This is a genomic window from Dyella sp. OK004 (genome assembly GCF_900114495.1).
GTDB lineage: Bacteria > Pseudomonadota > Gammaproteobacteria > Xanthomonadales > Rhodanobacteraceae > Dyella_D.
On the sequence record NZ_FOZI01000001.1, the window covers coordinates 1,141,018 to 1,162,918 of the forward strand.

20 protein-coding genes are annotated in these 21,901 nt (G+C 61.5%); 11 read left to right on the forward strand and 9 right to left on the reverse strand.

Annotated elements, in window-relative coordinates; genetic code table 11:
• Window positions 1-497 precede the first annotated feature (497 nt).
• Window positions 498-1,178, forward strand: a complete 681-nt coding sequence (locus BM338_RS05085) for a hypothetical protein (RefSeq protein WP_090449712.1) — start codon at window positions 498-500, stop codon at window positions 1,176-1,178.
• Between the two features lie 480 nt (window positions 1,179-1,658).
• Here the strand turns inward: BM338_RS05085 and BM338_RS05090 are convergent, their stop codons facing one another.
• The 4 genes from BM338_RS05090 to BM338_RS05105 form a co-directional block, all read right to left on the reverse strand.
• Complete coding sequence (locus BM338_RS05090) at window positions 1,659-4,109, reverse strand: TonB-dependent receptor (RefSeq protein ID WP_090449713.1); 2,451 nt, start codon at window positions 4,107-4,109, stop codon at window positions 1,659-1,661.
• 292 nt (window positions 4,110-4,401) lie between these two features.
• Window positions 4,402-6,873, reverse strand: a complete 2,472-nt coding sequence (locus BM338_RS05095; RefSeq protein ID WP_090450121.1) for a glycoside hydrolase family 3 protein — start codon at window positions 6,871-6,873, stop codon at window positions 4,402-4,404.
• 262 nt (window positions 6,874-7,135) lie between these two features.
• Window positions 7,136-8,161 (reverse strand): LacI family DNA-binding transcriptional regulator, encoded by a 1,026-nt coding sequence (locus BM338_RS05100; RefSeq protein WP_090449714.1) that lies wholly within the window; start codon window positions 8,159-8,161, stop codon window positions 7,136-7,138.
• A gap of 91 nt (window positions 8,162-8,252) precedes the next feature.
• The gene (locus tag BM338_RS05105) at window positions 8,253-9,677 is read right to left on the reverse strand and encodes a porin (protein ID WP_090449715.1); all 1,425 of its coding nucleotides are present in this window, start codon (window positions 9,675-9,677) and stop codon (window positions 8,253-8,255) included.
• A gap of 72 nt (window positions 9,678-9,749) precedes the next feature.
• Between BM338_RS05105 and BM338_RS21320 the strand changes: the two genes are divergently transcribed.
• From BM338_RS21320 to BM338_RS05130, 6 genes are all read left to right on the forward strand, one after another.
• Window positions 9,750-10,031, forward strand: coding sequence for a hypothetical protein (locus BM338_RS21320; protein ID WP_143109249.1), 282 nt, complete (start codon window positions 9,750-9,752; stop codon window positions 10,029-10,031).
• A gap of 34 nt (window positions 10,032-10,065) precedes the next feature.
• On the forward strand, window positions 10,066-10,425 hold the full coding sequence (locus BM338_RS05110; protein WP_090449716.1) for a hypothetical protein: 360 nt from the start codon (window positions 10,066-10,068) through the stop codon (window positions 10,423-10,425).
• A 179-nt stretch (window positions 10,426-10,604) separates the two neighbouring features.
• Window positions 10,605-11,288, forward strand: a complete 684-nt coding sequence (locus BM338_RS05115; protein WP_090449717.1) for a carbonic anhydrase — start codon at window positions 10,605-10,607, stop codon at window positions 11,286-11,288.
• Window positions 11,289-11,298: 10 nt separating this feature from the next.
• Window positions 11,299-12,813 carry a SulP family inorganic anion transporter gene (locus tag BM338_RS05120; protein ID WP_090449718.1) on the forward strand — a complete coding sequence of 505 codons (1,515 nt, stop codon included), beginning with the start codon at window positions 11,299-11,301 and terminating at the stop codon, window positions 12,811-12,813.
• Window positions 12,814-12,916: 103 nt separating this feature from the next.
• Entirely contained in the window at window positions 12,917-13,948 is a 1,032-nt protein-coding gene (locus tag BM338_RS05125; protein ID WP_090449719.1) for a sulfite exporter TauE/SafE family protein, read from the forward strand.
• 22 nt (window positions 13,949-13,970) lie between these two features.
• Window positions 13,971-14,450, forward strand: a complete 480-nt coding sequence (locus BM338_RS05130) for a hypothetical protein (protein ID WP_090449720.1) — start codon at window positions 13,971-13,973, stop codon at window positions 14,448-14,450.
• Between the two features lie 193 nt (window positions 14,451-14,643).
• Here BM338_RS05130 and BM338_RS05135 read toward each other — a convergent pair whose 3' ends face one another.
• Both BM338_RS05135 and BM338_RS05140 read right to left on the reverse strand, forming a co-directional pair.
• Window positions 14,644-15,258: a hypothetical protein gene (locus tag BM338_RS05135; RefSeq protein ID WP_143109250.1), complete on the reverse strand. Its 615-nt coding sequence runs from the start codon at window positions 15,256-15,258 to the stop codon at window positions 14,644-14,646.
• 285 nt (window positions 15,259-15,543) lie between these two features.
• Complete coding sequence (locus BM338_RS05140; RefSeq protein WP_143109251.1) at window positions 15,544-15,894, reverse strand: hypothetical protein; 351 nt, start codon at window positions 15,892-15,894, stop codon at window positions 15,544-15,546.
• A 229-nt stretch (window positions 15,895-16,123) separates the two neighbouring features.
• On the opposite strand from BM338_RS05140, the gene BM338_RS05145 reads away from it, so the two are divergent.
• The 3 genes from BM338_RS05145 to BM338_RS05155 all read left to right on the forward strand — a co-directional run bounded on the left by BM338_RS05145 (window position 16,124) and on the right by BM338_RS05155 (window position 17,948).
• Window positions 16,124-16,453, forward strand: coding sequence for a TfoX/Sxy family protein (locus BM338_RS05145; protein WP_090449723.1), 330 nt, complete (start codon window positions 16,124-16,126; stop codon window positions 16,451-16,453).
• A 143-nt stretch (window positions 16,454-16,596) separates the two neighbouring features.
• Window positions 16,597-17,010: a hypothetical protein gene (locus BM338_RS05150; RefSeq protein WP_090449724.1), complete on the forward strand. Its 414-nt coding sequence runs from the start codon at window positions 16,597-16,599 to the stop codon at window positions 17,008-17,010.
• A 116-nt stretch (window positions 17,011-17,126) separates the two neighbouring features.
• On the forward strand, window positions 17,127-17,948 hold the full coding sequence (locus tag BM338_RS05155; protein ID WP_090449725.1) for a hypothetical protein: 822 nt from the start codon (window positions 17,127-17,129) through the stop codon (window positions 17,946-17,948).
• 67 nt (window positions 17,949-18,015) lie between these two features.
• Here the strand turns inward: BM338_RS05155 and BM338_RS05160 are convergent, their stop codons facing one another.
• From BM338_RS05160 to BM338_RS05170, 3 genes are all read right to left on the reverse strand, one after another.
• Complete coding sequence (locus BM338_RS05160; protein ID WP_090449726.1) at window positions 18,016-18,819, reverse strand: MBL fold metallo-hydrolase; 804 nt, start codon at window positions 18,817-18,819, stop codon at window positions 18,016-18,018.
• 11 nt (window positions 18,820-18,830) lie between these two features.
• Window positions 18,831-19,598 carry an MBL fold metallo-hydrolase gene (locus BM338_RS05165; protein ID WP_090449727.1) on the reverse strand — a complete coding sequence of 256 codons (768 nt, stop codon included), beginning with the start codon at window positions 19,596-19,598 and terminating at the stop codon, window positions 18,831-18,833.
• Window positions 19,599-19,678: 80 nt separating this feature from the next.
• Window positions 19,679-20,563 (reverse strand): alpha/beta fold hydrolase, encoded by an 885-nt coding sequence (locus BM338_RS05170; protein WP_090449728.1) that lies wholly within the window; start codon window positions 20,561-20,563, stop codon window positions 19,679-19,681.
• A gap of 105 nt (window positions 20,564-20,668) precedes the next feature.
• On the opposite strand from BM338_RS05170, the gene BM338_RS05175 reads away from it, so the two are divergent.
• A complete protein-coding gene (locus BM338_RS05175; protein WP_090449729.1) occupies window positions 20,669-21,580 on the forward strand; it encodes a LysR family transcriptional regulator in 912 nt (303 codons plus the stop codon).
• Window positions 21,581-21,901: the final 321 nt, after the last annotated feature.

A 21,901-nucleotide genomic window follows, 5' to 3' on the forward strand; every position in this document is an offset into this window, starting at 1 on the left:
ACATCACTGCCCAACTCGTTGCTGCTCAGCTGCTCGGATCAATGTGGCTCGGCGGCCGGGAGTCCCGGACGTCGATTGACATCGTAATGAGCGCCCACACCGCTCTAGCTTGATGTGGTTCCGTGTTTCTGGAGGCGCCTTCGAGGATTTTCAAGAGTCCCGATGTGCCGTCAGCTTCGTGTGGGTTTGCCGCGCGGAATCCGCCTTAGGGGCGCCACGCCCCCTCCTGCCGACCATGAAAGCTGCTTGCGCAGTAATTGCCTCGTATTGCAGTTGATCGGGGACTAGGATCGCGTCGAAATATGTAATTCAGATAGCGGGTGGGTGCCGGTCTTACCTTGGCGTCAGAGGCGTTCGGTGCCGAAGTGCCTCAGTCTACGGATCAGGCAGCGCTGGCCTGATCGTAGATCGCGACATTCACGTCTGAGGTTTTGCGCCAATTACGCTGCTGGAAAAATTGGCACAATGTCCGAGGGGAAGAATCTAGGGATAGGCAGATGAGTGACGACACTGGTGGCGGTGCTGGCCCCGCAAACCCGCCCGATGACGAAACACTGCGTCGACGTGCAATGTACGATTCTTATTGGACCGAACAGCAAACGCGCGAGCGTGCCAACAGCGACAAGTACGACAACACCATTCTCGCGTACTCCACCGGCGCGCTTGCTCTCTCCATCACGTTCATCAAAGAACTGGTGCCACTAGCTACGGCACACGACCTTTGGACCATCAAGACATCTTGGGTGCTGTTCGCAACCTCGATGCTATTAATGCTGCTGTCCTTTCCAATTGCTTCGGAAGCAAACCGGCAAAGCACCGAATTTGCCCATAAGTATTTCATCGAACGCGACAACAACTATCACAACAAGCAGGGGGCCGCGGCGAAGACCCTCAAATGGCTCAATCTTGCGGCTGGCTTAGCCTTCTTTGCAGCCTGCAGCTTCACTATCGCTTTCGTCTGGATCAATGTTCACGATAAGGAGAACACCGCCATGTCCGATAAAACAACGACACCCGGCAATCCCAACAATGGGCTGCTGAACGAAGGCATGCAATCCGCAACCATGCAGACGATGCACAAAGGGCAGCAAAGCGCCGCAATGCCTCCTGCACCACCTGCACAGGCACCCGCGCCCGCCCCCTCGCCGGCACCGGCACCGACGCCATCGAACAAGTGACCAGATCTGTATCCCACTTACACGGCTCACATCACCTAACGATGTACCAAGGAACTACGCCATGACCCAAAAGAAGACGCCAACCGTTTTTGCCACTGACGGCATGCCTTCGGCCCTGATGAGCAGGGTCCAACCCAGTGGCAATTGGCGCGGCGCGCCGAGCGCTCAGATGCCGCGTGCGCCACAGGCGAAGGCTCCGGCTCCTGCGCCAAGACCGGCAGCTCCGCCTGCACCTGCGAAAGGCCAAAAATAAGGCCATAAACCACGGAGAATTCGCTGCGCTACTCAGGGCGTTGGCACGAGACATCATCGACGCTCGCCATACCAGCTAGGGCATAGGCATTGAGCCTAAGCATCAATCCGCGGGTGGTACATTTGGTGGTACATCTGAAGCTTTAGCGCCGGCACTATCCTTGTGCCACAAGGTATTACGCTTCTAAGTAGATGGATGGTGGGCCCACCATCCATCGAGTCCTCCGCTCAGAACCACACCCCGAGCTGCACACCAAACGTGCGCGGCGCCAGATACTGGGAAACGTACTGGAAGCTACCGTCAGGCATCGCGAAACGTCCCGCACTGGTGCGCACGCGACCATCGGTGACGTTCTGCACGTACGCACTAGCCCACCAGCGATCCTGCGGCTCGGTGTAGCGCAGGGCGAGGTCGCCACGGAAATACGCTTTTTGCTTGTCGCCATCGCCCAGGTTGAAGGTGCTCAGCCATTGATCGCTCTGATATTGGCCGCTGAAGCGCGGCGTCAGGCGGCCGCCGTTGCCCAGGTGGAAATCGTGCTCGTAGATCGCCGTGAGTGAGAACGTGGGCGCGTGCGGCAGGTCGTTGCCGGAGATGTCCGTGCACGCGGAGATGCCCGACTGCGGTGCGCACCGCGGCAGGCCCTGGTAGTCGTTGCTGCCGGCGTAAATCAACGTGCCGAGCTTCTTCTTCGGGATCACCGAGAGGATCAGGTTGGCGCGATCGTCCTTCTGCTGAAACGCCAACTCCGACTCCAGGCCCGCCACCTTGGTGCTGCCCTTCACGTTGTTGAAGCCCAGGCCGCGGTTGCCATCCGGATAAGTGATCGGCGCGGACAACTGGAAGTTCTTGAAGTCCTCGTAATACGCCGCGGTGTTCCAGGTCAGGCGACCGTCGAGGAACACGAACTTGGTGCCGATCTCGTAGTTGGTCAGTGTCTCGGGCTTGTACAGCGTGCCGGCGTCCTGTGTGCCGCCAGATTTGTAGCCAGTGGAAACGCTGCCATACAGCAAGCCGTGCTCGCCGATGTCGGTATCCACGCGAGCGAGCCAAGTCAGCCGGCTATCACTGTATCTCGCGTCGTTGCGGGTTGAGATGTTGAAGCCGGTGGCCGGGCTTGGATAAGTGCTCGGCGCGATCGGCACCTGCGGCACCGTGGCGTCATAAGCCCAACCCCAGCCACGGCCGTCGACGTTCTTCTTCACGTCGTCCGACCAGCGCAGGCCTCCGGTGAGGCGCCAATGATCGGACATGTGCCAGGTTGCCTGGCCGAACACTGCCGTCGACTTCACCGTTTCCTTGGGCTGGATAAACGAGCCCTGCCACGACACCGATTCGGACGCCATTGTGCCGTTCATGATCGGGATGTCGAAGCGGATGTTGTTATCTTCGTAACCGTAGTACGCACCGACGATCCAGTCGACAGTCTGCTGCCCGACCGACTTCAAATCGAACTCGTGGCTATAGCTCTTGTAGTTGGAAAAGTTGGTGCGGTCATTCTGCGACGAAGCGCCGGTGGCGAAGCTGGTGGGCACCTGCACGCCAGAATCCTGATCGAACTGACTCTTGCCGGAGAAGCGGTTGTAGCCAGCGATGTAGCTGAACTGCATGCCGTCGTTGATGTTCCAGTCGACGCGGCTGCGCAGGGTGCCAGAGTTGCGGTGCAAGTACGGCGCCGTGTCGATCAGCGCGGACCAGAACTCCTGCCCTTGGCGCGGCGTCTGCATCAGACTCATGTTGGGCGTGCCGCGATCGAGGAAGTACTCGTACGAGACGTTCCACTTCAACGTGTCATTGGGCTGCCACAGCGCACTGACGCGTGCAGCCGACTGGTCTTGCGAGTTGTATTTGTTACCGCCCTGCACGAACAAGCTCGGATCGATCGGCCGGAACTTCGCAGGGTTGCCGCCTGATGCAAGGTATGCCGCCCGCTGCTGAGCCACGCCGGGCAGCTGGCTGGCGGGGTTCTGATAGTCGACGTAGCCGTCGTGCTGCACATGCACCACCGCCACGCGCATCGCAAACGTGTTGCTGATCGGCAGATTCACCGCCGCGCGCGCACTCATCAGGTTGTAGTTGCCGGCCTCGATCTGCGCATTGCCATAGAAGCCGGCGCTGATGTCGGGTTTGGCCGTCTGGAAGCTGATCGCGCCCGCGGTGGAGTTGCGGCCCCACAGCGTGCCTTGGGGGCCACGTAGCGCTTCCACACTGTCCATATCCAGCAGCAACCCGGCTGCCGCTTCGGCGCGCGCCGCGTACACGCCATCAACAAACGTGGCCACCTCGGGATCGGCATACTCGGTCTTCGCGCTGTCGTTGCCGATGCCGCGCATGGTCAGCGTAACTACGCCGTGGTCGCCCTGCGAAGTCGCTTGCAGGCCCGGCACCAACTTGGACAGATCCTGCACCGTCATCACGCGCTCCTTGTCGAGCGTGTCCGGGGTGATGGCGCTGACGGCGACCGGCGTCTTCTGTAGTGGCGTTTCGCGCTTGGTTGCGCTGACTTCGATCGCGTCGAGTTGCTTGATCTTCTTTTCCGCCGAGGCTCGGCTCGGCGAGGGCGCGTTCTGCGCCGACGAATTCTGCGGTGAAGCATCCTGCGGATCTGCCGCGAGCACTGCGCCCGGTGCAAGCACGAGTGTCATGGCGATATACAAAGCCGAATAGCGCAACTTCATGGAAGCCTCCCCTCCAGATCGTCTATAGGTGTTTGCCACCATCCCCCGGCGGCACGCGATTGCTTAATCCTGAAAATGACAGCGCTGTCATTACCAATGATAGAACTGTCCTACCGCAGAAGCTTGACGCGCAGCAGCACGCGTCACTTTCTCATTAAATTATTGATATAAATGATATTTATTGCCACTTGCAGCTATGCCCATGACGCACAGCAAGTGGGCTTCAAGGCAATGGCTGCCTATCTGCGGACCACCGAGCCACATACGCCCCGGCGGCAACGCCGGGGCGGCATTACTTGGCGCAGTCGATGACCTGGTCCGCGTCCGCACCCAGTGCGACACGAGAGATCGCCAGCGATGCACCCTTGCCCGCACCCCATACAAAAGGCTGGTCGATACGGTGCATATCGGCACCAGCGGCATGGAAACATTTGAGCGGCACGCCGATGCGCACCCACTTCCCTGGTGTCAGCGTGGCCAGCTGCGTACCCAGCACAACATGTCCCTGGCAACCCTTGCCGCAACCCATGCCAATCCAGGCGCCCGATGTCGACAACGCGTCCACACGCAGCGTCGTCACCAGCAGCAGGTCACCATTTGTCTGGCGATCGAGATTGATCGGTGCACGCGCGGCAATCACCAACTCCGCCCCGTCCTTGCTCCAGCTAAAGCGCCGCGAATCCTCTTGTACCCTGTAGTCGAGCGCCGTCATGCGCAGGCTGCCGTCAGCGGTCGTCATCGGCGACACGTTGCCTGCCACCGAAGCACCATCGGCGCCCACAAGACTGAAGGTATAGTCGTGTACGGCCTTGCCGCGTTCGAAGTAATTGCCCACCGAAGTCTGCTCTCCGCTGATGCCGGAGACTTCAGACAATGCAGGCAACGTAACGCGATCCGCATAGCTCAGGCCGTAGCCGAGCGGAAACTGTGGCGCGCCTTGCCCATGCACGCCGCTGCGCGGCCAGGCGTAAGCGAGCTTGCCGTGAAAGTCATGCGCGATACGGCCATCGCGCGTGCGCAGCAACACGTCGGCCACGCCGCCACCTTCGCTGCCGGGCAACCACGCGGCGACAAAGGCATCGGCCGCATTGATCTCGCGATTCACCCATAGCGCACGGCCGCTGAGGAATACCGCCACCACCGGAATGCCATCGCCACGCAAACGGCGGATCAACTCGAGGTCATGTTCATCGCCCGGCCGGTAAAGCAGGTTGGGCAAGTCGCCCTGGAACTCGGCATAGGGGTCCTCGCCGAACACCACCACCGCCGTATCGGGCTTGCTTCCATAGCGACCATCAGCCGCGATTTCCACCTGCCCACCGGCCGCGCTCACCTGTTCGGCAATGCCGGCACCGATCGACTGCGCGCCGGGGAAATCTTCATTCTTCAGGCCCACACCCTGCCAGGTGAGCGTCCATCCACCGCTCTGGCGCGAGATGTTGTCCGCACCATCGCCGGCCACCAGGATGCGTTTGCGCGGATCGAGCGGCAGTACGCCGCCGTTGTTCTTCAACAGCACCAGCGATTCGCGCACGGCACGCCGCGCAATCGCGCGATGCGCGGGGCTGCCGACCACCTCGGCCGACTTTGCGGCGAGCGGCTGGGCCGACGGCATGCCGGCCTCAAACAGGCCCGCGCGGAACTTCACGCGCAGGATGCGTGCCACCGCATCGTCCACACGCGCCATCGGAATCGCGCCCGCCTTCACCTCGGCCAGCGTGTGGTCGTACAGGCCGCGCCAGCTATCCGGCGCCATCAGCATGTCCACACCAGCATTGATCGCAATGGGGCAATCGTCGTTGTGGCAGCCAGGCACCTGTCCGTGTCCATTCCAATCGCCGATCACAAAGCCCTGGAAATCCATGCGCTGCTTGAGCACTCCAGTCAGCAGGGCTTTGTTGCCGTGCATCTTCTGGCCGTTCCAACTCGAGTACGAAGCCATCACTGTCTGCACACCGGCATCGATCGCCGGCGTGTAGCCTGCGGCGTGCAGTTTGCTCAGCACGGCCTCGCTGACTTCAGTGTCGCCTTGATCCTTGCCGTCCTTGGTGCCGCCGTCGCCGAGAAAGTGCTTGGCTGATGCGATCACGTGCGAGCTATCGAGAAACTGCGGCGTGCCCACCTTACCCTGCAGCCCCTCGATCATTGCCGTCGCGTATGACGCGACGAGTTGCGGATCCTGCGAATAGCCTTCATAGGCGCGCCCCCAGCGCTCGTCCTGTGGCACCGCCAGCGTCGGCGCGAAGGTCCAGTTGATACCGGTGGCGCGCACTTCGGCAGCGGTAGCGGCGCCGATCTCTCGGATCAATTCCGGATCGTGCGCATTACCCAGCGCCGCGTTCTGCGGGAACAGCGTGGCGCCGATGGTGTTGTTGTGCCCGTGCACGGCATCAATGCCGAACAGCAGCGGAATCGCTACGTGGCCACCACTGGTGTCCATCGCGGCGCGATAAAAGGCATCGGCCAACGCCTGCCATTGTTGTGCGTTGACAGTGCGCAGACCGGACGGCTTGGAATTGCCTCCGGCCAGGATCGAGCCGAGCCGATACTTGCGTATGTCCTCCGGCGTCACGCTGAGAATATCGGCCTGGATCAACTGGCCGACTTTCTCTTCGACGGTCATCTTCGCCATCAGCGACGCGACCCGTTGCTCGAGCGCCGCATCTCGCGGCAGCGGCCATTTGGCGCTGGGCCATTGATCGGGATGCACGGCCGTAGATTCCGCAGCCAGGGCAGGTCCGAATGGCAAACAGGTCAAGGCCATGGCCAGCACAGTCGGGACAACACGCAAACGACGGATGGACTCCAGCACGCTTCTCTCCCTATCAAGATAGAAAACTAGCGTACCCCTCGGAGCCGCCAGGCTGGGCAGCCTGACAGAAATGACAGCGCTGTCAATTGGCGCCGCAGCACACCGCGTGCCGTCAAGCCGCTGATAAACAGGTGGTAATTGACCGCCCCCACGACAGGGCGGACAGGGCCAGGGATGTCGCCATTCCAAAGCCGTGCACGACCCGGTTGGCGGATTAGCCTTGCGCTTGTGGCGGCGCCGCTGTCGATTCGCGCAACTGCAGCGAATAGGGAACCTGCACCAGCAGTCCCGTACCGCGCCCTCGCAGCAATTCCATGAGCTGCAACGCGGCGAGCTTACCCATCTCGCGGCTGGGCTGCCGCACCGTGGTCAGCGGCGGCCACAGCTGGGTCGCCATGGGCGTGTCGTCGAATCCACATACCGACAGATCGCGCGGCACTTTCAAGCCGCGTTCGTACGCCGCCCACATCACGCCGGCGGCCATGTCGTCGTTGGCGGCGAAAATAGCGGTAGGAAACTGCGGCAGTGCGAACAACTCGCGCGCCGCCATCACCCCGGACCCGAAGGTGAATTCGCCCTGGACCACGTAGTCGGGATCGTAGGGCAGGCCAGCCGCGGTCAACGCTTCTTTGTACCCCTGCAATCGCCAGCGACTCGCACCATGGTTGGCGATACCCACGATGTGGGCAATACGCCGGTGCCCCAGCTCGATCAAATGCTGCACCAGTGCTTTGGCCGCTTGCGGCTCATCCATGCATACGCCGATCGAGCCCTCGCGACGCTGCGGCGAGATGCTGGCATGCGGTACGCCATGCTCCTTGAGTCGGTGTAGCAACGGGGCGTCATCCGTGAGCGGCGGCGTCATGATGACGCCATCGATATGGTGCTCCGCCACCAGCGCGTCGAGGCGGCGAATGAAGTCTTTCCCGCGCAAACGCAGCGGACACACCATCATGCTGTAGCGGTTTGCATCGCAGACATCGAGCACACCATCCTGGATTTCCGCGAGATAGGTCGACGCAGGATTGTCGTTGTTGTCGTACAGCATGGCGACAAGGAACGAACGGCTCCCGGCCAAACCGCGCGCGGCGGGGCTGGGGCGATAGTTCATCGATTCCATCGCGGCAAGCACGCGCTGGCGCGTGGATTCCTTGACCGACGGCTCCTCGTTCAAGACGCGGGAAACCGTCTTGGGCGACACGCCCGTCGCGCGCGCTACATCTTCCAGACGGACCCGCATGCACTCTCCCGGCATCACGTGCTACCGGACGACTATGCCTGCCGCACCGAGACCTTTACAAGAACTCGATGCGGCGGACGTTCGACGCGGCTCAGTAATTGACCTGCAACTGCAGGCGCAGCAGGTCGCCCATCACCCGGCGATAGGGTGCTTCGCTGACGTTGGTGCGGCGCATGTTGGCGTAGGCCACGGCAAGCTCCACCGCGGAGGACGGCTGCCATTCCACACCCACTTCCGTTTCGTTGACCAACATGCGCGGGGCATTGGTATCGAACTTCGACGCGCCCCGATAGGTTTGCCATTTGACGTAGGGCTTCAGCGTGCCGATCGTGCCGTGGTCGATCTTGTACATGGCCTGCACGTAGCCACCCCGCAGAGAGCGTGTCGCAATCTGGCGCTTGCCAAGGTCGAGCTGCGGACCACGTCCCGTGGTCCACTCGGCCTGCAAGCCGAAAGGCTGCGGGTAATAGATCACGTGTACCGCCACGCGCTGGTCGAGTGAACCGTCCTTGGGCGCGGTGTCGACGGGCGTGAAGTTCTGTCCGTTGAATGAAATGCTGCTGGGTGCTGCGACCTTGAAGCGGCCGGTGTAAGCGTCAGCGCCCACTTCCAGGTATTGCCCGTTGGCGAACTTGAAGGGATAGGTCAGGTGCAGCACGGTGTGCAGGCTGTTGTTGCGCTCCGCCCGATTGGCGCCCTGGCCGTTGTAGAAACCCAACCCGACGATGCCGTAATCGCCCGAACCTTTCAGACCGGATTTGACTAGGTACTGGAAACGCTCCTGGATCGGCCTGGGTGTGTAGTAGAAAAACAGGCCCATATCGCGCTCGTCGCGCACACCGGAATTGAGTGCATCAGCGCGATCCGGCGCGATCCGGTTCTGGCTGGACTGCAGATTTTCCCAGCCGTAGGGCACTTTCGACTGGCCGGCACGCACCCGATATTCGCGATCTTTGTCGAAGTAGATGTCGGCATAGGCATCGCGCAACTGGGCGAAGTTCGAGGTGCTCGATCCGGATGGCGTGCTGCCGAAATCGGGCTGCAGATAGAACGAGACTTGATCGGTGATGTCGCCGCTCAACACGACGCGCGCACGCCGGATACCGAAGCCCTGGTTGTCACCGATGAAGCGGTCGCCCGGCGCGCGCAGCAGGCCCGCATCGCCGCCTACGTCCTGGTTGTAGCGCATCTGCATATAGCCGCGCAGCGCGATACGGTCGTACCACTTCTTCGCAGCGGGCTTTGCCGCGGGAGTGCTCGGGGCCGTTGGCGCGGCAGTCACCGTGGCCGTTCCGGTAGCCGGCGTGGCAACGGGAGATTTCGCGGTCTGCGACTCGCCGCTTTGCTCGTCGACCTGGACAAAGCTGCCGAGTCGTACGCGACCCGGGCCCGGCTCGGCAAAGATCTGTTGCGTCTTGCGGTCGACGTAGAGATCGAGCGCCGCTGCGGGAGAGGTCTCAGACAAGGCCGCGGCGCCCATCGTCCAGAGCATGGATGCAAGGGTCTTTTTCTTCACAGTGGTTCCAACTCGTGAGGGGACGAAGCCGCCGGCCACCACCAGGGCGCCAACGACGCGTGGGTTGCCTCCATGGCATGGATCGAAACCGAAGGGGTAGAGGCCATCCCGGATGTATTTTTGCCTCTGCGTCGAGCGCGATCAGCAAGAATTTGCGACGCCTCGATGGCGGCCAGCCTAGGCGCCGTGAATGTCGTTTTTATGACACTCCAGCAGAACGGGAAGCGGCATTGCCATGGCCCATGCCTTTATGAAAACGCGAGAAACTGCCTTTATTTCCCGATCGATCCGGGCATCAAAGCCGCTGCCGAAGATGAGCGCGACGCACGGAAGTGTTTAGCTTCGGAGGGATAAATCGACACTTGCGCCTTGCACAATGACCGCAAGAATGCGTATCTTCTTGCGTATGTTCTTGCGCCGCGCTCCCAAAGCTCTCGTCATCATGCTGGCATGCCTTTTTGGTGCGCTGCTGACGCTTGCCTCGATGACGCAAAGCGTGAACAAGCTGGACTTGTCCGGTTCGTCGACGCTGACGTCGACGGCATCGACGCTGGATCCCCTGGATCACGACGATGCCCCTGGGCAGGACGGTAAGTGCGTGGTCGACGACCAGTGCCTGGATGACATCCTGGTCGAACCGTCCATCTGGCTTACCTGGAACGTGCCTGCGCCATCCATTGCCAGCGCCCCTGCCCCCACGCTTCACGACGGCCTCAACGGGCTGATTACCCCACCGCCCAACGTCTGATCTTCCGCATGCGCCTCCGTCGCAGCAATGAGCTGATGATGGAGAACTTCCCGTGCGCCCCCAGGCAGCCCCCACCTGCCTGAGCTCTTGTGCGTCCCCGCGCAGAGCCCGCTTCTCTCTGAACACCCCCAGGCGGCCAAAAGAGCCGTCGCGCCCCCTATTGGATCGGAGATTCCATCATGGAACGTTTACTTGAAGGCTTTGAGCACTTTCGCCGCACTGTGTTTCCGGAACAACGTGAGCTGTTCAAAAAGCTGGCGACCGGGCAGAGCCCCCACACCCTGTTCATTACCTGCGCGGATTCGCGCGTGATGCCGGAGATGATTTTTTCGGTAGTGCCCGGAGACATCTTCGTGTATCGCAACATCGGCAACATCGTGCCGCCGTATGCCCAGCACGTCAGTGGCGTGGTGGCAGCCATCGAGTACGCTGTGAAAGTGCTGCAGGTACGCCACATTGTCATCTGCGGCCACTCGGATTGCGGCGCCATGAAGGCGCTACAGGCTCCGGAAAAAATCGCGCACATGCCTTCCGTAGCGGCATGGCTGAAACACGCTGACGTGGCCAGGTACGTGGTGGCCGAGAACTGCCCCGACCTGCAAGGCAACGAAGTCTTGAAGCGCCTCACCGAAGAAAACGTCGTCGGTCAGCTGGAACATCTACGCACCCTGCCTGCTGTGGCAGCGGCCATGGCCAACGGCAGCCTGAGCATTCATGGCTGGATTTACGACATTGTCCATGCCGAGCTGCGGATGTTCGACGCAGCAGCCGGGAAGTTCACGCCGTTCGATCCCACCAGCCGCGACGTGCCCGAGGCGACACCGCATGCGCGGTTCGCCATGGCCATGACGCCCACGCTCTGAGGAGAACGATATGCGTGCTTACTTCTCATCGAACCTGTTCGGGCGTGACTTGCTCGGTTCGATTGTGGTGTTCCTGGTGGCGTTGCCCTTATGCATGGGCATCGCCATCGCCTCGGGCATGCCGCCAGCGGCGGGCCTGATCACCGGCATCATCGGCGGCATCGTGGTCGGCGTGATCGCCGGCTCGCCACTGCAGGTCAGCGGGCCCGCCGCGGGACTCGCGGTGCTGGTGTTCGAGCTGGTACGCGAACATGGCGTCGGAGCACTTGGCCCAGTGGTGTTGCTGGCGGGCCTGATCCAGATTGCCGCCGGCCTGTGCCGCGTCGGCATCTGGTTCCGCATGACATCGCCGGCCGTGGTCGCCGGCATGTTGTCCGGCATCGGCATCCTGATCGTGGCTTCGCAGGCGCATGTAATGCTCGATGCCACACCGCTGGCGCGTGGCCTGGAAAACTTCACCGCGTTACCGGGTGCACTCGCCGACGTATTCACCGGCGGGGGTACGGGCCTGGCCGCGCTGGGTGTCGGCGTAGCCACCATCGCGATCATGCTCGGCTGGGAAAAACTGCGGCCGCAGAAGCTGCGCTTCGTTCCCGGCGCGCTGCTGGCCGTGGTCGCGGTGACCGCGTTCGTGCAGTTCCAGGGCATTGGCGTCAACAAGGTCGATGTGCCGAGCAATCTGTTGTCGGCCATCTCGCTGCCGGGTTTCAGCGATATGGGGCGACTGCTTGAGCCGTCACTGCTGGTGGCCGCGCTGACATTCGCCTTCATCGCCAGCGCTGAAACGCTGTTGTCGGCCGCTGCAGTAGATCGCATGCATGACGGCGCCCGCACCCACTACGACCGCGAACTAACCGCGCAAGGCGTCGGCAATCTGCTGTGCGGCATGGTGGGTGCATTGCCGATGACCGGCGTGATCGTGCGCAGCGCAGCCAATGTGCAGGCGGGTTCCGCCACACGCATGGCGGCGGTGTTGCACGGCGGCTGGATCCTGGTGTTCGCCATGCTGTTGCCGTGGCTGATGCGCATGACGCCGGTGTCCTGTCTGGCCGGCATCCTGGTCTACACCGGCGTGAAGATGATCAACTTCAAGCAGGTGAAGCACTTCGCGGCTTACGGCAAAGGCACCGCGTTTATCTACGTGGCAACCACCTTGGCCATCGTTGCCACCGACCTGCTGGCTGGCGTGCTGGTGGGCTTTGCCTTGTCGCTGTTCCGGCTCGCGTTGTTGTCTTCGCGCCTCAAGGTCAACCTGGGCCAACACGAAGAGCCCGGCTCGGCTTCGCTGCGTCTGACCGGTATCGCCACCTTCCTCAAGGTGCCGTCCATGGCACGCACGCTGGAACAGGTGCCGCCGAACACGCGCGTGCATCTGGTGATGGACGAACTGCATCACGTGGATCAGGCCAGCTTTGAGCTATTGCGCGATTGGAGTCGCAATGCCGGCACACGCGGCTGCGAACTGGTGGTCGACTGGATCGAACTGGAACGCCGAGTGGAAGGTACGGCCAGAAAGGCCGCCTGAGTTAGCCGAGCGCTCTCCTACCGGTGCTGATCATGGGCACCGGCAGGGGAGGGCTGCGTGACATCCAGATGGAATATCGCCTCGACGCAAAGGAGTCCAGCCGGTGTTAGTCACGGCTATTGGGATATTCGCACTCGCCTTTCTGGCGTTCGGCATCAGCGCATTGAGCGGCGGTGGCGCCGGTCTGCTGCTGATGCCCATGCTTGGGTTGGCCCTGCCATCACCCCAGGTGCCGGCGGCGTTATCGATCGGCAGTGCAATCAGTTCGAGTTCGCGGCTTGCGCTGTTCTTCAAGCGCATTGACTGGACCATGGTGCGCTGGTTCGTTCCGGCGGCCATCCCCGCGGTGTGGCTGGGCGCGTGGTTGCTGAGCTATGCCAATCCGCTCTATCTGCAGCTGGCGATGGGAGTCTTCCTGTTGGCCAACTTGCCGCTACTGATCAAACCCGATCGCGCTGGCGCTACAGCAGATCGCAAATCGGCAAAGGGCACGCTGATGCTGATCGGTGCTGCTGCGGGATTCGTTTCGGGGCTGACCGGTGCGGTAGGGCTGCTCTTCAATCGCTTTTATCTGCGCCACGGGCTGACCAAGGAACAGGTGATCGCCACGCGTGCCGCCAACGAAATCATCCTGCACGCGATCAAGGTGGTGCTCTACGCCTTGTTTGGCCTGCTTACGCAAGCAGCCGTGCTCTACGGCCTGCTGATCGGCCTGGCCGCACTGTTGGCCACAGGGGCCATACGCAAAGTGCTGCCTTACTTGAGCGAGCATCTCTTCAAACGCATCGGCTATGGCGCGATGGTGCTTTCCGGCATCGCCATGCTGGGCCATGCAGGGAACGGACTCGCCAGACAGGAAGGCATCGCCATGCAGGCGGAAGCCAAGCGGAATGGATGGCACGGCACGCTGCAATGGCGCGACGCCGCGTTCTCGATGGAGTTCAAGTACAGCGAAGGCTTCGAGGTGGAACGCGTCGTTTCGCTGGAACAACTGCCCCGGGACAAACAGCAGCACGCCCTGTTGCTGAGTGAAGGCGCCGATACCGTGATGCTCGAAGAGGTTCACGCGATCGGCAAACACTACTTCGAGGTCTACGCCTATCGCGATGGCGTACTCACCAAACACAAGATCTGAGCTGCCGTATCGGGACACACCCATGCTTGCAAGAATTACCTCGGCGCTCGGCGCCATCAAAACCGGTTCGGACATCGCCAAGGAAATTGCGTCGGCGCAGACACTGGATGGCATCCAGCACCGGACCACCGATCTCTTCGGCGTTATGGCGGACATCCAGCAACAGTTGGTGTCCATGCAGATCGCCTACACCAGCCTGCTGGATGAGCGCGACGCGCTGAAACAGGAAGTTAGCGAGATGAAGCGGGCCATGCTGGACCGTCAGCAATATGTTTTGCACGCGTTGCCCCTGGGCGGGCTGGTGTATCGTTTCAGGGGCACTCATGACCGCGCCGACGCGGCCCACGACCTGTGTGTTCAGTGCTACGAGCAGGGTACGAAATCGGTGCTGCAACCGAATGGCGGTCACCTGATCTGCCCGGCCTGCAAACTCAAACTGAAAGCGAAGAGCGGTGCTTCGCCGGCCGCCAGACGAGGCGGCGTTTGTTTGTGGACGTTATGACAACGCGACACCCATTTCATTCGTCAGAGCGGTAAAGCGTTCGGAACAGCACGAAGTCGATATAGAAAAAAGGGCGCGCCGTTATAGGCGCGCCCTTTTGCTCATTCAAGGACTCTCGAATAACTGACTTTCAAGCTCGTCATTCCGGCGAAAGCCGGGATGACGAGCAAGAAGAGGTTCTTCGAAGTTTCCTTCAGCGCGAAGCGCGCTGCAGATGGCCCGCTGGGCCGATCCACACCCAGCGCACGCGCGCTTCGTCGTACGGATCGCCGATATTCAAATTCGGCAGCATGGCGCCCTTCTCGCAGGTAACGGTCACGTCGTGAAAGTGGCTGTAGTTCTGCACGTCGATGGGCACTTCGGCGAACCATTGGCCGCTCTTGGGACACGGCGTACTCACCAGGGCGCGCGTCACGCTGCTGGCGTCGGCCTCCCAGCGCCAGTGATCGGGCGAAAAGTAACGTCCCTTCTGATCAACCTGCTTTTGCGACGGCGCGGTTTCGCCGCTGGATAGCCGCACGACATAACGGCCATGTTTACCGTCGCTGCCGATGGCCCGGTAATAGCCAGGCTCCTGTACCAAAGCGCCAGCCGCCAGCGGACGATCCGCCATCGCCTTGCGCTGATGCGCTTCCGCTTGCATGTCAGCGCCTTTGGGATCGGCAGGGGTGGCGACGCCGTTGGGGCCGATCTGCGAGGGGTAATCCACCGCCCGGTGATCGTTGGCAGTGTTCGAATTGGCCCATGCCAGGCCGCTGGTGAGCGCGAGCGCCGTGGCGGTCATCAGTAGTGTCGATCTTTTTTTCACGTGTATTCCTTATCGATGGATCGGAGAAGGCATGGCGACTTCCTCCGCAGGTTGGGCATGCCGATCGCTTCGAACGCGTGCGCGGTAACCGCGCACCGGTGGCAACCGGATGCTCAAGAAGTTGTTCAACAATCAATGCGCGATCTAGTTCAAAGACGCAGACACCCGCCCGGCGCAACAATCAGTCGCGTCGTAATCGATGAAACATCGGGGCATGACCGCGTATGCGGCGCGTGGTGCGTCAGGCAACGAGCGACAGACAGCAACGCTCGTCAGTCGCTGGCTTCAGGCGTCGGGAGGTGGCGACAGCTGCGTGATGGTGGCGTTGCGCCACTGCACGAGAAAAGGCGTCTGAGCACGCTCATTGCGCACGCTCAGGGGGAAAACCGACGCCACACTCTCCAGCAAATCATCAATGCAAGGAGAGCTGTCGTCGACGTGGCATTCCGCGGGTGACGGATCGCCGGTCTGGGCGAATTCATCGGCGCAAAGCGACATCGACGCCGCATTCATCCCGGAAACCTGCATGTCGCTCGCCGCATGCGCGACCACCATCATGGCGCTGAAGCAACCCATGAGTGCGAAGGCGATGACGTGGAGATAGCGACGTAAGAACATACGATTGAAGAATCTCATGGATGATCGCCTATGACAAGGCAATCGCTGACTGATTTGTTCACACTGTAAGGGAAGCGTCAGGTGACATATCTCTATGTGTTGGATGCGTCACCTAAGCAAAGTGAGCCATTCGCTGCGCCTGTGTTTCTAGCCGTTCAAAACGGTAAGGGCGCTGAGATGATCAATGCTCAGCCCTGCATCTGCGCTCGCGCGAAATGATTGAGAGCCAAACCATCGGAGCACGGCCATGGCCCGCGATAAAGGTCTGGAAGAACTGCTGAGCGATGAGCTAAGCGACGTCCCTGGCCTCACCCAGAAAGCCATGTTCGGCGGCTGGGCCTGGCTGCTGCACGGCAACCTGCTTTGCGGCGCTCGCGATGATGGCCTGCTCGTACGGCTCGGCAAAGGCAACGATGCCTGGGCGCTGCGCCTGCCAGGCATTGCCCCGATGATCTCGCGCGACCGGCCCATGCAGGGCTGGGTAAGAGCCGCGCCGGAGGCATATGGGGACGACCCACTGCGTCACCAGCTAGTGGAGTCCGCGCTCGAATTCGTCCGGTCCTTGCCGCCAAAGTAAGCGCCTGTGCCGCCGCTCACTTCATCACCACATGCGCATGCGGCACACTTGCGCCCGCTGCAAAAGGACACCTGCTGAAGAAGCACAAGACGATGTCATCGAAAACCAACGATCGTTCTTGAACATCTCACGGAGCTACGCCCATGCGGAATCAGGCAAAGATCATCTTTCGTCGGTTCAATAAGGGGTTGGGTTTTCGTCTGCTTGGCTGCCTGGGGCTGATCCTCGCGCAGGCCGCCTGCACTACTTACCAATACGTTCCGCCCACCACTGAAACCGGCCGCCAATGCGTGATGACCTGTGAAACTGGGCATCAGGCCTGTGTCGGCGACGCGCAGTATTCCGCGGACCGCAGGGCGCGCTCTTGCGAGGTGGATCGGTCAATCACCTTGAAGAAGTGCCTCGAGCGCGCCTCATCGGACGCGGAAGCCCGAACCTGCAACAACTCCTCCAGCGCCAACTACTGCGGCAATTCCGCCAACACGCTTTCATGCGATGCCGACTATCGGCGATGCTATGCGGGTTGTGGCGGCCAGGTGACCCCTGACAAGCGCTGAGCAAGCCGTAAACTTCAGCACCTAAGCGACCGGCATGATCCGGCGGATCGGACCTCCGCCAGCAGTCGGTCGCCTCCGCTCTCCCTAACGGACTAATGCGAGACGTGAGCCAGACGATGCAAAAGGGATTTTCCAAACGCCTGCGCCGCATGGCCATCGCATCGAGTCTGTTGCTCGCTGGCTGCGCCACCAACAACTGCAACATCCTTTCCACCAGCCATTCGTTCGGCTGCAATGCCATGTATGCCGCGCTGATCGTGCCTGCGGTACCCATTGGCCTAGCGTCCAATGCCATCGACAACCAGCGCGACAGATCGCGTCGCGCGGATACCTGGCGCCGGCTGCAGGCAAACGACCCCGCGACGGTCGCCCACTGTGTCCTGGGTTGCTACTTGCCCGAAAAGCTCAGCAAGGAAGCCGAGCATGCCGCTTTTGAGCGCAGCGTCGAGCAAGTCATCGCGTGGTGGGGCGACCATCCCCAACCGTCGCAGATGCCGATCCTGATGAGGGCCTACTTGTACAAAGGGGGAACGATGATGACCTCCGACCCAACCCAGGCAGAGACGTACCTGCGCAAAGCAGCCGCACTCTCGGTGGACCCGCGCATCGCCGCCGCGTTGAACAGCACCGAATTCAATGCCTACGTCTACAACCAGCCGTTCTACGACGAGATCGCTGAAACCATCCAGGCCCAGCTCATCACGCTGCGCTACCGCGGCATGCTAGGGCGGGAAGCCGATCCGTCGATACTGAAGGATCATTGCCAGGCCGTCGCCGCGTGGCCACCCGCGTGGATGAAGATGGAGGCGGGGTACAACCTGCAACGGGCCTGCGCTTCCGCCTATATGCAGCAGTACCACGACAAGCTTCCCCCCAGCGGTACACCTGCAGTCATTGATGGCGTACTTGATCCCATCGCGCCAGGGAGTAGCGAATAGCCCGGCAGATCGCGCCGTCGATTGACGCGATCCAACGGCATCCGCTTCAGCGCGCGTCGCACCATCGCTACTCGGCAATAGCCTTGAAGTAGCGATCGAAGGAACGGTCCACGGCCTCACGCGCGCCGCCAATGATGTTCCGCCTCGCACTGAAGCCGAACAGATCAGTGAACTCGTAGCCCTGCATGCGCGACTGAATGTGCCTGACATCGCCCGGCCGCATCGGAATGTAGTTGGGGTAGCTATACATAAAGGTGACGTGGCGGCGATCCATCACCACCTGCAGAGCGTCGCCCGGAAACAGCGCGCCACCTTCGCGCCCGCGTTTCCAGTGAAGCGCGGTGCTGCCGTCAAAATGACCGCCGCAGCGAATCAGCGTCACCGTGTCCGAAAGCTTGTACTCATCGCCACTCCAGAACCGGATATGCGGCGACGGCCTCAGCACCCACGCTTTGTCGGCTTCATGCAGCAGAATCGGCACGCCACCCAAAGCCTCACTCCATTCCACCATGGAGGCGTAGAAATGCGGATGCGAGATCACGATGTAGTCCAGCCCGCCGCGCGCCTTGATCGCGGCGACGGCTTCCGGCGTTACCAGGCTCAGGCACTCCCACAAAATGTTGCCTGCGTCCGTGGGTAAATAAAGCGCCCGCTGATTGATGGCGAAAGCGGGCTCCAGGCCAATCGTCAGCAGCCTCGCTTCTTCGTCGAGGTGAAGCTTGTACTTGGCGCTCAGCGCTTCATGGTTGGTCCAAATCTGGCCAGACCAACCAACGTACTGCCGCTCATCCTCACAGATCGGACAAGCGGCCGGCGGGCTGACGGATTCGGCGAACTGCGTTCCACACGTAGCGCAAATAGGAAAGGACATAGCCATCCTCATCAGATCTCAAAGGCAACCGGAACGCCCCGCTCAAGACTCGTCAGCCGGCTGGCAAGACCTACCGTCGCAAACGAGCGGGCGAGCTCGCCCTGGCTTTCCTTGAAATGCTCCCAGCCTTCGTTGTGAATCGCAACGATGTGCGCCTGCGGAAACGCATGCGCAAACTCGATGGCGTCGTTGCTGCCCATCGTCATATGGAACGTGCCGCGCGGTTGCGCTGCGCCAGTGAAAAGAATCGCCAGCCGGATGTCGAACCTATCCTTGATCGCGGCGACACCTTCATACCAAACGGTATCGCCCGATACGTAGATGCTGCCGCTGTCATCGTCGGGCGTCAGCACAAAACCCACGACATCGCCGCTGATCGGTTCGATGCCCACCGGGCCATGCCGCGCAGGCGTCGCCGTCACGCGCACGCTGCCCTTGTCAGGCCCATGAACCGTCACGCTTTCCCAGGTCGCCATTCCCTCAACACTGCCGCCAAGCCGGGACGCGCCCGCAGGCGTGGTCAACACGCGTGGTGCCTGCGCAAGAAATGCGCGCCCCGAACGGTCGAGATTGTCCCAATGGTGGTCATGGCTGAGCAGCACCGCGTCGATAGGCAGCAGCGACGCCGGATCCGTCGCCGGCCCCGTCTGTTTGACCAAGGTGATGGTTCCCGCATCGTAGGCTTGCGGTTCATCGAACGTCGGATCAGTCAGGAGTCTCGTGCCGGCGACTTCGATCAGGGCGGTCGGACCACCCACCAAGGTAAGAACCACTTTCATGCGTGTGAAATCCTCTGGGGAAAAGGCTGCAAGCTACCGATGTTGGTGAAACAGGACCGTGCTCTGGTCCTGACAATGAGTTAGTCATGCTTGCCGATGCGCTCGACAAAGTCCGCCATCAGCGGAGCGATCGTGGGCAAACATTCTTCCAGCGCGAAGTGCCCGGTATCCAGCAGATGCAGTTCGGCATCCGGCACGTCGTCCAGATACGCCTTGGCGCCAGCCTCCACAAAGAACGGATCGCCACAGCCCCAGAAGATCAGCGTGGGCGGCCGGTGCTCGCGCAGCCACGCCTGCCATGACGGATACAGGGCAACGTTGGAGTGATAGTTCAAGGCAAGATCGATCTGGATCTGCGCGCGGCCGGGCAGGTCGAGAAAGTGCTGATCCATGGTCCAGCCATCCGGCGCGATCAACTCCGGATGCGCCGCGCCGGTGAGGTACTGGCTCCGCGTCATCTCCAGCGTCAACAGACCGAGCACGCCTTCCTCGGCACCCTTCACGCCCGGCTTCATCGCCGTGAATTCCTGCGCAATCGGGCTGAGGCCCGCCGTGTAAGCGTTGCCGTTCTGGATCACCAGACCCTCGATCCATTCCGGATGCCGCATCGCCAGGCGAAAACCCACCGGCGCACCGAAGTCGAACATATAAGCCACGAAGCGACTCAAGCCGATGGCGCGACAGAAACCCTCCATCACATCGGCCAGGCCATCGAAGCTATAGGCAAACGGCCCGCCCAGCGTCGCAGGGACCGGGGCATCGCTGTGGCCAAAGCCGGGATAGTCCGGCGCAATCAGGTGATAGCGATCACCCAGTGCCTCCATCAGGCGGCGGTACTGGTGCGACGAGGACGGAAACCCGTGCAGCAACAACAAGGTCGGTGCGTCCTTGGGGCCGGCTTCCCGATAGAAAACACGGATACCGTCGACATCGACGTAGTGATGGGCGATCTGCGGGATGTTCATCGTGGCGAATTCTTTGGCGTCGAGGTGCGCGCATGATGGAGAGAATGCTCGGTGCCCGTAAGATCCCCACGCCGAATACACCATTCACTCCGAGCGAACGACCCCATGAGCGAAGTCAGCGGTATCAATCTCAACCGGCTGGCCGTGTTCGTCGCCGTCGTCGAAGCAGGAACCTTGGCCGGCGCCGCGCGACGGCTCAATGTCGCCAAGGCGCTGGTCACCACGCATATCCAAAAACTGGAGACGGAGCTTCGCGCCACGTTGATTGTGCGCACCACGCGCAGCCTGAGCCTGACCGAGGCCGGCAGGGCTTTCTATGAAGCAAGCCGCGCCATCATCGAACAAGCCGAAGCGGCGATTGAATCCGCGCGCTGCCACGGCGGCGAAGTCACCGGCACCCTGCGCGTCACCGCGCCGATGGATTACGCCGCCACCGTCGTCGCACCGGTCGCCGCCGCATTGACCCAGGCACATCCCGCACTGCGCATCGAACTCATCACCGCCGACCACGTATTGGATCTGGTCGCCGAGCGTGTCGACGTCGGCATCCGTCTCGGCTGGCTGACCGACTCCAGTCATCAAGCGGTGAAACTAGGCAGCTTTGCCTTGTGGCTAGTCGCCAGCCCGGCGCTGCTGCGCGCCGGTGGCTTGCCGGCGTCGCCGCGTGAACTGGCGGGGCGGCCGATGGCGGGATTCTCGGTACTCAGCAAGCCCGTGCAGTGGACCTTCGTCGGGCCACAGAGTGAATCCGAAGAGGTCGTGTTCAACCCCGTGTTTACCGCCGACTCGGTGGTCGCGCTAAAGCAGGTCGTGCTGGCCGGCGCCGGCTTTGGCGTCATGACCGATTTCACCGTAAGCCAGGACATCGAGGCCGGCCGGCTAATTCGCGTGTTGCCGCAATGGAAGCTTCCCGAGGGTGGCATCTATGCCGTGTTCCCCGCCTCGACGCAGCGAGCGCTCAAGGTGAAAGTGTTTGTGGATGCGTTGCGAGCGCATGTGGATGGGGTAAGGCATTGAGGTGGGGCTTTAGAGCAGAGTTACTGCTCTCGCCTCCCGCTATGAGTGATGGTTGGGACCCGTGGCCATCAACTTCGGTTGGTTGCATAGCCATCGAAATGGGTTGCCCACAATCCACCACCAGACTGATTAACGTCGAATCTCAGCTAAGCGCGCCTTTCTCCTCCCCCTGCTCGCGACGCGAAGCTAGTCCCGTGGGACAGGGGGAGGCCGGGAGGCGGTGAGCCCTTGCGAAAGCCTCTCCGAAACGCTTTCTCAAGTACTCACCCCTCCCCAACCCTCCCCTGTAAACAGGGGAGGGAGTCAACAGCTCGCGTATTG

Bases quoted from the DNA above. Each gene is read 5' to 3' on its own strand.
- BM338_RS05090 (WP_090449713.1), bottom strand. From the start codon at position 4,109: ATGAAGTTGCGCTATTCGGCTTTGTATATCGCCATGACACTCGTGCTT.
- BM338_RS05120 (WP_090449718.1), top strand. From the start codon at position 11,299: ATGCGTGCTTACTTCTCATCGAACCTGTTCGGGCGTGACTTGCTCGGT.
- BM338_RS05095 (WP_090450121.1), bottom strand. From the start codon at position 6,873: ATGGCCTTGACCTGTTTGCCATTCGGACCTGCCCTGGCTGCGGAATCT.
- BM338_RS05140 (WP_143109251.1), bottom strand. From the start codon at position 15,894: ATGAGATTCTTCAATCGTATGTTCTTACGTCGCTATCTCCACGTCATC.
- BM338_RS05170 (WP_090449728.1), bottom strand. From the start codon at position 20,563: ATGAACATCCCGCAGATCGCCCATCACTACGTCGATGTCGACGGTATC.
- BM338_RS05115 (WP_090449717.1), top strand. From the start codon at position 10,605: ATGGAACGTTTACTTGAAGGCTTTGAGCACTTTCGCCGCACTGTGTTT.
- BM338_RS05110 (WP_090449716.1), top strand. From the start codon at position 10,066: ATGCGTATCTTCTTGCGTATGTTCTTGCGCCGCGCTCCCAAAGCTCTC.
- BM338_RS05100 (WP_090449714.1), bottom strand. From the start codon at position 8,161: ATGCGGGTCCGTCTGGAAGATGTAGCGCGCGCGACGGGCGTGTCGCCC.
- BM338_RS05160 (WP_090449726.1), bottom strand. From the start codon at position 18,819: ATGTCCTTTCCTATTTGCGCTACGTGTGGAACGCAGTTCGCCGAATCC.
- BM338_RS05175 (WP_090449729.1), top strand. From the start codon at position 20,669: ATGAGCGAAGTCAGCGGTATCAATCTCAACCGGCTGGCCGTGTTCGTC.
- BM338_RS05145 (WP_090449723.1), top strand. From the start codon at position 16,124: ATGGCCCGCGATAAAGGTCTGGAAGAACTGCTGAGCGATGAGCTAAGC.
- BM338_RS05085 (WP_090449712.1), top strand. From the start codon at position 498: ATGAGTGACGACACTGGTGGCGGTGCTGGCCCCGCAAACCCGCCCGAT.
- BM338_RS21320 (WP_143109249.1), top strand. From the start codon at position 9,750: ATGGCATGGATCGAAACCGAAGGGGTAGAGGCCATCCCGGATGTATTT.
- BM338_RS05165 (WP_090449727.1), bottom strand. From the start codon at position 19,598: ATGAAAGTGGTTCTTACCTTGGTGGGTGGTCCGACCGCCCTGATCGAA.
- BM338_RS05155 (WP_090449725.1), top strand. From the start codon at position 17,127: ATGCAAAAGGGATTTTCCAAACGCCTGCGCCGCATGGCCATCGCATCG.
- BM338_RS05130 (WP_090449720.1), top strand. From the start codon at position 13,971: ATGCTTGCAAGAATTACCTCGGCGCTCGGCGCCATCAAAACCGGTTCG.
- BM338_RS05150 (WP_090449724.1), top strand. From the start codon at position 16,597: ATGCGGAATCAGGCAAAGATCATCTTTCGTCGGTTCAATAAGGGGTTG.